The sequence below is a fragment of the Pelosinus propionicus DSM 13327 genome (genome assembly GCF_900114615.1).
Classification (GTDB): Bacteria; Bacillota; Negativicutes; order DSM-13327; family DSM-13327; genus Pelosinus; species Pelosinus propionicus.
Genome location: NZ_FOTS01000088.1, coordinates 1 through 10,956 on the forward strand (window position 1 = coordinate 1; position 10,956 = coordinate 10,956).

Annotated in this window: 8 protein-coding genes and 1 pseudogene; 2 read left to right on the plus strand and 7 right to left on the minus strand. The window is 37.8% G+C overall.

The window, feature by feature from the left end; translation table 11 throughout:
* Positions 1-365, plus strand: a pseudogene (locus BMZ99_RS26650) (hypothetical protein); the annotation flags it as partial.
* Positions 366-389: 24 nt separating this feature from the next.
* Positions 390-1,537, plus strand: a protein-coding gene (locus BMZ99_RS24860; protein WP_090944439.1) for an IS3 family transposase whose coding sequence is annotated in 2 segments (ribosomal slippage) — positions 390-651 and positions 651-1,537 — 1,149 coding nt in all. Because the reading frame shifts where the segments join, the coding sequence is not laid out codon by codon here.
* Between the two features lie 71 nt (positions 1,538-1,608).
* Here BMZ99_RS24860 and BMZ99_RS24865 read toward each other — a convergent pair.
* The 7 genes from BMZ99_RS24865 to BMZ99_RS24900 all read right to left on the minus strand — a co-directional run.
* Positions 1,609-1,887 carry a hypothetical protein gene (locus tag BMZ99_RS24865; RefSeq protein WP_090944442.1) on the minus strand — a complete coding sequence of 93 codons (279 nt, stop codon included), beginning with the start codon at positions 1,885-1,887 and terminating at the stop codon, positions 1,609-1,611.
* Positions 1,888-2,464: 577 nt separating this feature from the next.
* Positions 2,465-5,146 (minus strand): DEAD/DEAH box helicase family protein, encoded by a 2,682-nt coding sequence (locus BMZ99_RS24875; RefSeq protein WP_090944446.1) that lies wholly within the window; start codon positions 5,144-5,146, stop codon positions 2,465-2,467.
* A gap of 709 nt (positions 5,147-5,855) precedes the next feature.
* On the minus strand, positions 5,856-8,237 hold the full coding sequence (locus BMZ99_RS24880; RefSeq protein ID WP_090944449.1) for an nSTAND3 domain-containing NTPase: 2,382 nt from the start codon (positions 8,235-8,237) through the stop codon (positions 5,856-5,858).
* A 372-nt stretch (positions 8,238-8,609) separates the two neighbouring features.
* On the minus strand, positions 8,610-9,284 hold the full coding sequence (gene radC, locus BMZ99_RS24885; RefSeq protein WP_090944452.1) for a RadC family protein: 675 nt from the start codon (positions 9,282-9,284) through the stop codon (positions 8,610-8,612).
* 21 nt (positions 9,285-9,305) lie between these two features.
* Positions 9,306-9,869, minus strand: a complete 564-nt coding sequence (locus BMZ99_RS24890) for a recombinase family protein (protein ID WP_090944456.1) — start codon at positions 9,867-9,869, stop codon at positions 9,306-9,308.
* A gap of 190 nt (positions 9,870-10,059) precedes the next feature.
* Positions 10,060-10,563: a hypothetical protein gene (locus BMZ99_RS24895; RefSeq protein WP_090944459.1), complete on the minus strand. Its 504-nt coding sequence runs from the start codon at positions 10,561-10,563 to the stop codon at positions 10,060-10,062.
* Between the two features lie 109 nt (positions 10,564-10,672).
* The coding region (locus BMZ99_RS24900) for an IS3 family transposase (protein WP_139214853.1) at positions 10,673-10,956 on the minus strand (284 nt) is incomplete at its 5' end.

A 10,956-nucleotide genomic window follows, 5' to 3' on the forward strand; every position in this document is an offset into this window, starting at 1 on the left:
CATATTCCACAATACGTGCAACAGTTAGAACTCTTAGAGCTGAAAGAACGGTTCCACCACAGAGCAGTGTACCACTTTCTTACGCACCTGGCGAAGCTATTCAAATTGACTGGGGTGAAGCGACTGTATACATAGATGGGGAAAAGACCAAGGTATATACTTTCTGCGGTCGATTATGCTATAGCTGTGACATGTTCGTCCAAGTTTACAAAGCCGCCAATACAGAAACCTTCTTAGAAGCCCAACAAATTATGTTTGATTTCTTTGGCGGTACGCCAAAGCGTTTAATTTTTGATAACGCTAAAGTTGCCGTTAAAGAAGTGACCCTACCGCGATTTTATGGACACCTAGAACGTGTAGTATAATATAAATACGGGAGGGGTTCACCAATGAAAACATTTGATAAAGAATATAAGTTAATGGCTGTTAAGCGAGTTAAAGAAAGCGGAAAACCGGTAGCCGAAGTGGCGAGAGAGTTAGATTTGAACACTAATACACTACATGGCTGGATGAGTAAATTTGGCAAGAACGGTGAAGATGCCTTCCCTGGCAGTGGTAATCTGCATAGCGCTGATGAAGAATTACGCAAGTTGCGCAAAGAAATGCTAGATTTAAAAGAGGAAAATGCGATCCTAAAAAAGGCGGCCGCCTACTTTGCGAAAAACCAGAAATAGAGCGTTTTCGGTTTATGGAAACGCATCACTCCAAGTTTCGGGTGGCGAAGATGGCTGAGGTATTGAAAGTTTCCAGGAGCGGATTTTATGCATATTTAGCAAGACCAGTCAGTGACCGTCAGCGAGAGAATGAAATATTATTAGAAAAAATTAAGAAAATTCATCAAAAATCAAAAGGTATTTATGGCTATCCGCGCATAGCGGATGATCTCAAAGATCAAGCTGGCGAAGCACCAGCACCAAGCAAAAACCGTGTTTATCGATTGATGCGAGAGGCCGGAATCAAGGCTAAAACCGTCAAAAAATATAAAGCGACAACCAACTCTAATCATGACCTTCCTGTTGCTGAAAATTTGCTCAACCGTGAATTTACCGCAGATAAGCCTAACCAGAAATGGGTTTCGGATATTACTTATGTTTGGACTGATGAAGGAGGGCTATATTTGGCTGGAGTTATGGATTTATGTGGACGAACAATTGTTGGTTTTTCAATGGCTAACCATATGAGAAAGTCACTGGTAATTAACGCCCTAAACCAAGCGATTGGCAGGACTAAAGCTGGTGAAGGATTGTTGGTTCATTCAGATCGTGGCGTGCAATACGCCAGCCATGCCTACCAAGAAGTCTTGAAAAAGAATGGGTTTAAATGTAGCATGAGCCGTCGTGGCAACTGTTGGGATAACGCCCCTATGGAATCTTTCTGGGGCAAACTGAAACAAGAATGGTTATATGGAAATCGGTTTAGAACCAGGGACGAAGCAAAAGCAGCTATCTTTGAATATATTGAAATATTTTACAATAGACGACGAAAGCATTCGAGTAATAACTATAAAGTTCCAATGAATTTTATGAAAGCAGCTTAGCAAAAACAGTCTTAATCTATGAAATAATGTGTTATCCTACGAATTCTTTAGATATTGTGCGTTTATCGTGTCTATTGAGCCGGGGTAAGGTCAATCCCTTCGGAATTTTTTATTATAGATTTCATTTTCTTATGATCGGTTCCGTTTTTTCTACATTGACCTGTGAGCAAGCCCTTTAAGTCATAAATTAAAAATTGGATACCATTACTGTTTCCCTCCAAACAAAAACCACTATCATCATCTAGACAATCATAACTTAGTGGCGAAAACCCTTTTACTTTGCCGATTCTTTTCAAAACTTTTATGTATGCGGATACTTTCTCTCGGTTATTAACATCAATGTCTGCCATAAGAATCATTCTTTTCAAATTGAAGTCGTTAAGATTGTACTTTGACCCGAAATAATCATGAACACATCGCTCCAGCTTATGGATTAACTTGCTCGAAGTAAACTCGCCACCATCTCGCATAACACTTGGGTTTATAGTAATTTGAACTTTTCTTTTTATATTGCTTGCCTTGGTAAGTTACCACTATTCCTTTAGATGACAACGTCCGGTCAACATATTTATTATCATCCAAATATTCTAGTCGATTACAGGCCCTGGTTAATAATTTATGGAATTTTTCATTGTCTAACACCATGGAAAGTTCAAAAACATAATTTAGATACATATATTAATCCCTCCGATTGCAATTATTTTTTACACTATTGTTGAGGAGGTTTTCTTTTTAATGAAATGATCTGCGATGAAACTAGCAGCTAATGTTTCCCGGTGATTTTTAGTGGTACATTATATATCATTTTGATCTAACAGCTATACAAACATAACGGGGCTACAACATCTTTTTAAAAGAACAATTTTATCAAAAGCTAAAAATAACTGACGCAACCAAATGGTTGCGCCATTAAAATAGATTGCAGATTTAATCCTTATCGTAATCAAAGTCACAAATCATCTTAGCTTGGTTCAAAGGAAAATTCGAGAACAAATTTACTTTACACTGATTTCGGAGAAGCCGTGCTCGTCCCACGGCTTGTTCTAGTTGCGATTCAAGAATATAAAATTGAATCGCTCTTAACACCTTGTCGTCAAAGGATGTAAAACGGAACTTCCATCCGTTGTGTTCGACTGTAATACCAAATTTTATTTTCGCTTCCGTGTCGAACTCACAGCCAATAGTGTAAGCAAATAATTTGTATATCCAGTCAGGTATGTGGGGAGTTCCGATTACATCTAAATTTTTCCCTTTTAAATAATCACAACCCGCAGAGTTCCCAAAATGTAAGTCACCCTGGTAGGATGCCATGAATCTCTTAAATGAAATGGTATCATCAAACCCCGACCATTTCTTGATTTCCTTAATAATATCCTTGTTTTCAGAAATGTAACCCCTACTCATAGGGCGGCGGTAATCTTGATATAGAGCGCCTTCGTACCTAGCTTTTTTGCACGCATAAAACTCCATATTCTCCTCGCCGAAAAAATATTCGCAGACCGTTTTATCGACAGTTGCCGACACCATGATGTATTTCATATTGGGATTGATTTTCACTGGTGGGATAAAAGTGATGCAGTCTTCACTTATTTCATTTTCCTTGTCAGATACCTTACGATAGAGAAAGCGCGTGGCGGAGCAAAATGATGGTATATCGACCCCAATCGCTATATCATCATCTGTTTTGTCGTAATCAATAGATGGCAGAGAAAAATAGTCGCTTATTTTTTCATCTTCTTCAATATATTTAAGACCTTTATTAACTTTCTTTCTGATCGTACTCCCGGGCGCAGTCTTCTTTTGTAGTTTTTTCAAGTCAGAAATGCTGATATCTATCTTGTTCTGTATAATGCTGCCGAGAAGTATGTCTTCATCAATGATAACGAGATCGTATTTACTAACATCCATTGTCAAAAATCTTTTGTGAGTCGTAATAACATGACCATCAAAGTTTCTAAGTGAGTCCAAATCCTTTAAGTACTTCTTGAACAATTTAGCGCATTCAGAGTGGTCTTCACGTATGAGCTTTTTCAAGTAGGGAATCACCGATTTCCCACTAGCATAAAGGTATTCAATATGATCCCAAACCACATCTGGAATATAATCTTTTATTTCACGTAGCGACGGAGATTCCATCATCTCAATCCCCATCGATTCTGCTCTTTGCCTTCGTATTTCACTTTTCAACTTATTAGTCGGAACGACGATTAGAATTCGTTTAGATGTGTCTTTAATAAGCCTTAAATAAGTCTCTGTTTTTCCTAAAGCCGTCTGTGCTTTGATGATAAACCACATCTTTCTAGTATCATCCATCGCATTACGAAATTTTTTTTGAAAATCCTTTTCAGCTTCTTCTAATGTATACAGTGGCTCTGTATATCCGGCAATACGTTCCATCTGATGGTACTTCAACTTAGCCGTCAATAAAAGATTCGTGAGATGAGAACAGCTATTACAGTATCGGCAGAAGCTATTGCAAGCCTGAGGCTGATACCCTGCGATGTATTTCTTCAACTGATGAACCCAATACCCATATTTTCCAACACGACCATCTGCATAAGAATTCGCTTTAAAGCTATTTAAAAACAGATCATTACCGGTTTCTACATTTGTGAGATTAGTTGCTAAACCAAACAATTCATCATGACTTAATCTTATACTACCAGTCTCAAACTCTCGTAATAACTGACATACCAAACGAAGTTTAGGAATGTCCTTTAACCTAAAATCCTTATGGTTCTTCGATGTTTTTTTCTTCGCTGAGATATTGGTGCCGTTATCATATTTAATTAAATAATATTTTTTTGATAAATTTTCGCCAACTCCTTCTATTATAGATTCAGAATATTCTATAGTAGAGTTTGGCGAGATTTTATCATCATGAGGAACACCAGTAATCTCAGCGATGTTCTCTGGTTCTGGAAGTTCATTAGCAATCGAAACATCAGGCAACTTTTTACTGTTTTCTCTCAAACCATGATTCCTAATGAATTCCGATACTTTTCTCCTATAGTTATTTTTATGCTGTTCCTCAAGATAACTTGTCATACCAGTAACGGCAGATACTACATTCATCTGGGAAGCTTCTTTATCAAAAAACAATAGTTTATCTTTGCTCCCCCCAAAGTACATCTTGGATATATCTTTGCTACTTTTGTCACACTCGGGAAAAATCGTCACCAACGCATCTTGAACGACCTCTGCGTCTCTGTTTGATTGAATTGGTACATCGTTGAGAAAGGCTACTCGGAAGCGATCTTTGTTTTTACTTCTAAAACTTTCGTATGCAAAAAAAACAGGGAGATTATATCTGTCAGCTCGCTCTTTAACACTATCAAATGATATTTGCTTATCCGGCGTATCATTGTCAAAGTCAAGAACAAATAATTGCATCTGCTCAAAGTTATCTTTATTCCGTTTGCCATTCTTAAAGGTCGCAGGGCAGAAAGTATGCCCATCCAACCCCACATCCCCTACAAAACCTCTGATGTTCTCTGCGGTTAGCGGTATTGTTTGCCGAGCTATCCTATCACTTATTTGAGCTATTGCCTTACCCTCTGGCTTCGAATAATAACTTACCCTATCTAGGCAAACCCTTATGATATTCATTTTATCAGCTCCTACAAGAAAAATATTTTTATTTCCCTGTAGGAGTAATTACAAAAAATATTGTAAAAAATAAAGAACGGTTTTGACCGTCCTTCATTTTACGCATTTGTTTTCTGGGTGATTCTATGCTTATTTGAGTAACATGTTTTCCCGCTATGCTACCACTGAGAAATTTCAAATTTTCTCTGTAAAATATAAATAATATCTAAAGTTTATTACCAATAAATATCCAGTTATAGAAATTGTGATATAAATGATTCAATGGTATTGTATCGATTTTTGGAGTTATAAATACCATGAAAAAAACAGTAGCCATCCTAATAAATGAATGACTACTGTACTCCAGCTATGATCTCACCTTGTTCCCAGTTACTGTAATAAATCATATGTTGCCCTTCAAGATAAACCACCTTGAAAAATTCAGCTTAATTTAAGTTGTATATAGGCCGGGACTCGATATAAACATAATAAGCAGCTCAACACATGCAATTAATATTTCAAATCTCTTGATACTCCCACAGTCCAGGCGAAAATCTATTAAGACTATTTGTTTTTTTGCTTTGGGATCGACACTGCAATTTTTTTGAAGTTCACTTATCCCAATTACGCGATATTAGAATTTAGCACATTGTTCCGGATTTTGCCATTATTGCTATAATAGGCAACTAAGTCATCAAATGCCGACTCTCAATTATATGGATCATGGAAATTATCTATTAAACATCAGATCAATCTCGCTATAATTCGATTGAGGGGCGCCAACGTATCGGTCATCGTCATCGTCATCACTTCTTAAATAAGACTTTACTAAATCCTCAGCTCCTGAAACATCAATACAAACTTTATCCATGAAAGAGGCTGACAAACATAATTCCGCTGGTAAGTTATTCAGATAATTCCCAACTTCATCTTTTACCTTTTCTTTTATTGAGTTTTCGATATGTTGTATTGCTGTATCTATGTCCGGTTCTTCAGCGTATTCATCATTCCCATAATAAACTACCTTACACGAATCTTTAACAAAATCATCAATATTTAAATCAAAATTATCTGCGTCCACACAGTCACAATATATTTCTACTGCTTCCTTAATTACATTTTGGCCTATAAATATAAAGTTCAATTTTTTTTCGTCTTCCAATAGACTATGGCAATAATTAATTGCATCAATTAAATCCTCCAAATCAAAATAAGATAATATTTCTTCCAGCATATCAAAGTCAGACAAAAAACCGTCAATTTGATAAAAGGTATAAACCTCATAATCTAAAAGATGCTCAAATATTCTAATGGCTAAAACGACTTGTTTTTCATATATATTTACATTTTTTATTTTAGACAAATACGAAAAGATGCATTGTTGATAGCGCATGTCCAGTATTTTGTTGTAAGAAATAAAATAAGTAATGAAAGCCACTCGCTCTTCATCGCTTGCAAAAAGATAATTAAGTATTGAGCCATCATTAAATGCTGAAAGCATTTTAAATTTGAATTCATCCGGTGTGAGCATTTTTTTAAGCTGCATCACGGAAGCGGCTGTGTTAATTAAATCTCCTTTTTCAGCGGTATTGGTATTGATTCGCGAGCGTATGTAATCGTTTATTGAAGGATTTACCATTGACAGTGTACGCTTGCTTTTTTCATCGACTATTTTAACGAATGCTTGTTGGAGCCTTGACAAAGAGTTTTGAAATTGATTAATAGTCAAATCTACTTCAGGCAAACTTTGAATTCTTGCATTAAAGCATTGATTTACGAAGTCCAGGGAAGCAGTCGTGTCTGTAAGTGAAAACAAAGACGTAAGTAACATTCTATCAACCTTAGATAGCCTTCGCTCATATTCATCGTCCCATACTTTACTGGGATTATTTAAATGCCCTAAGATAAAGTCAAAATAGTAGCTTGACGAGACATCTGAATACCTATAAGGGTTACTCACAAACTCTATAATACGTGGGTTATAATTAGGATGATTCACAATTCTTCTATAGTTTTTGTTTTGCTTTATAGATTCAAAGTATTCACCCTTAACATTGTTGAAATATAAATGATTATATAAAATCTTTGCCTTATCAATATCTGACATTGCGGACATATCAATTATGTGTACCTTGTATTCTTTATTATCAAAGCTTTTTACTAATTCTGGCGTCCTTACTTGCGCTTCACGATAAATTGTCACTCGCGAATTAAGAATAAGGCGTTTATTCTCGGAAAGATTCACATACTTTATTAATGAAAGCAACTCGTTACTCTGGGTTTCTTTCATATTAAAATATGCTTGCCCAAAACAATCATCAAGAAGAATGATTTCTTTAGCTTCCTTATTTTGAGACAATGCTCTTTTAAGAGCTGATAGATCAGCTCCGTCAGTTGTATATCTAACCCTATATCCATTTGTGGCATAACATAGAACTATCATTTTTGAAGTAATAGTTTTTCCAACACCCGGATCGCCTGTAATAAATAACGTTTTTTTCTTTGCAAGACATTCTAAAGCGCGATCATATGCTACTGTTTGGACGAAAAACTTTTCATCCAAATGTATATTAGACAATAAAACTTCACAATCAATGAATATATCATTGCTATAAATGTCCTGTAGGATATTAGTAGATGAAATCCATAATTTGTAATGATTTCTGACTATATCAATATTCTCAGAACGTGTGAGAAAATCATTAATTTCAATAAGTGTAATAATATTTGCATCCGACTCCATATAGTCAGAAAACATAGTGTAAATATCTTTAACGTTTGCTGGTGACAATTCTTTTGAACAGCAAATGTAGTATTGGTTTGGCTTAAGTTCATCTAATTTAGGGATTTCTTTCTTTAGTGAAGAGATAAGACCCGAAATATCAGTTTTAATATAATGCTTCACCTGAACAATTATATTTTTTTTAGAAATGTCATCTATAAGATCAATTCCGCCATCTCTACCTGCGGCAAAACGACGCAATTCGACACCTAATTTTTTTGACATAATATCCTGACAAAGATATTCAAATTCTACATCGTTAAGATTAGCGTAATTGAGCAACATAACCACTCCTAAAACTATGCCTAGCGTGGCATTATAGCCATACATGGCGTTTGAATTGTTTCCAACTATCTATTCGACCTATTCAAATACTAGCAGCCTCTGACATCCAATGAAACATATCACACTGGTCTATTGGCCAAGATTACCAGCTTTCACAGTAATTCGTCGCATTAAGATAAAAGGCACAATTTTATTAAAATTCTTTTTATGACATTAAATTCAACAAACCCTGACTAATCTCCTGTCTACCTGTGCCTTGGTTCTTGTTTCGTATTCATGAAAAAACATCATATTGAGTAGCAGTAATATATCAGGGTTAGTGCCCCATTGCGTCGATGAAACACAATAGGGCATTAACTGTATACCTTATCCATCTTAAATGTGGTATAAGCCTCTTAATATTGATAATTATTGTTATTATAAGATTCCTTTTTCCTTAAGGCTCTCGAATTTTCCCCGTCCGATAATGATATGGTCCAGAATAGCAATATCCAGCAGCTTACCTGCCTCAACCAGTTTTCTAGTAATAACAATATCTTCCTGACTTGGCTGAGCATCACCACTGGGATGATTATGAATGAGAATGATGGAAGCAGCCAATAACCGCACCGCTCGCCGAAAGAGTTCTCTACCTCCTACGATGGTAGAGTTAATTGTGCCTTGGGCAACTACCTCTTCAGCAATAATACCATTTTTGGTGTTCAGATAAATTACCCGAAACTGTTCAACAGCAAGAAACTGCATATCCTCCATCCGCTTAAAGGCATCGCCAGGAGTCTTGATGACTGGCGGCAAGGCATTATTCATCCGGTAGACTCTCTTGGCGATCTCTGCTATACATTGAATTTTCCTGGCTTTAGCAACTCCAATTCCTTTGATTGTTTCCAGCTCTTGCTTTGAAGCTTGCCAGAGCATCTGCTGAACACTGCCGTATTCCGCCATCAGCTCTCGGGCCACGGATTTCTCCAGGATGACAGCGAGCAATTCTTCATCAGCCATGCCGGAAAGATTGGTTTGGTTTAGCTTCATCCGCTCCCGCTCCTTTTCTTCAATATTTTGTTCGGACAACCATATATGGATTTTGTCAGCCATGAACGCATCAGATATGCTTGGTCAGTACGTTTGCGCATCATATTTCCTTACTTTCCGATAAAACGTAGACGGTTTCATGTTTAGCTTGCTCATAGCCTCAACTGCTGTCATGCTGCCCGATTTCCACTTATACACAACCTTATCAAATTCCGGATGTACGATAGGCTTACGCCCTTTATATTTCCCCAGTTCTTTGGCAATCGCGATCCCTTCATGCTGTCGTTGTAAGATATACTCGCGTTCCAATTCCGCCACAGCGCCAAATATAGTCAGCATAAACTTTCCGGTCGGTGTTGTCGTATCGATAGCCTCTTTCTTGGATATAAACTCAACATGCTTGGTCGCCAGTTGTTCAATGAGTTCAAGCAAATCGCGTGTATTACGGGCAAAACGACTTATCGATTCAACGATGACAGTATCGCCCTGCCGAACATAGGTAAGCAGCCGTTTAAGCTCCGGCCTGTCGGTATTTTTGCCGCTGGCCTTATCGATAAAGAGTTCATCAACGCCAAGTTCTTTTAACAGAACCTCCTGCCGCATTGTGTTCTGCTCGGTTGTACTTACTCTGATATAGCCGATCTTCATTCAGATTCCCTCCATAAAAATATGCCATTAGGGTGTAATCTAACGGCACATTGGAAAAGTGTCCCAATAGAGTTGTTTTTGGATTTTTGGCATGTACCATTTTTTATGGCAACCCTATTGGGATTTTAATCGAGTCAGTCTCACTACTTACTACAATCATCAAATTGCCCCAACGATTTAATAACCTTAATTAGCCTAAATCTTCATAGGCATCGAAAACAAATTCCACCGGAACAACCTCAACCTCGATAGCGTCCTGTTCCTTAAACCTGACTGGCATACCATTTTCTGAGCGGGCTTCACAACTATTCATCGCAACCGCCACGCCAAGGTCGTAAAGGAACTCGTAAACATGTCCTTTGCTATCTAACAAATATTGTCCGTCGCATTCTTCCATATCGCAGTTTGGCAGAATAACGTAAGCCGTATCCGGCAGAGGCAGGAGTGTTTTGATTTCACTGTCATTTACGCCATGGTAATATCGCTCAAAATCAAGTATCTCCTCGTAGTAGCTCCCGCCCCACAAATTGCGGCGAAAAGATACAGCTTCGATGTACTCGAACTTTTCCGATGGTGTAGAAAGCATGTTGCCGACCCGTTCTATGTTTTTCTCCATAACCCGTAAATTCACATATTCATGCCGCGAGTGTTCAGAGTAATACCCGGCGCTGATATTCACCGCCGCTACTTGCAAGGCAGGGGCTATGACCGAGATGTCACTGAAGCTCCCCCATTCCTGCTTGATAGACCGCTCCCGTGGAAATAGACAGGCAGGAAACGCCCTGTCGTAGGATAGCTTAGAATTACACGGCCATGCTCCTGATTTGAAAGGGAGTATGGCCATTTTTTGTCTTGATGCGTTCGAAGTTGTAGAAGTGGATGTATTGGTCAATAAGATGACGTGCTTGGTGAATGGTCTGAATTTTTTGGCGGTAGATACACTCGGTTTTTAGAATGCCGAAGAAGTTTTCGGCAGGGGCATTATCCAGAGGTGTAGCCGCTCTTGACATGGACGGCAGAATGCCGTACTGTTTGGTTAGGTTCAAATAGCCGTGCGAGGTATATTGGAACCCTTGGTCGCTGTGGA

Coding starts and splice junctions, on each gene's coding strand:
- BMZ99_RS24865 (WP_090944442.1), bottom strand. CDS start 1,887: ATGGCAGACATTGATGTTAATAACCGAGAGAAAGTATCCGCATACATA.
- radC (WP_090944452.1), bottom strand. CDS start 9,284: ATGGCTGACAAAATCCATATATGGTTGTCCGAACAAAATATTGAAGAA.
- BMZ99_RS24890 (WP_090944456.1), bottom strand. CDS start 9,869: ATGAAGATCGGCTATATCAGAGTAAGTACAACCGAGCAGAACACAATG.
- BMZ99_RS24875 (WP_090944446.1), bottom strand. CDS start 5,146: ATGAATATCATAAGGGTTTGCCTAGATAGGGTAAGTTATTATTCGAAG.
- BMZ99_RS24880 (WP_090944449.1), bottom strand. CDS start 8,237: ATGTATGGCTATAATGCCACGCTAGGCATAGTTTTAGGAGTGGTTATG.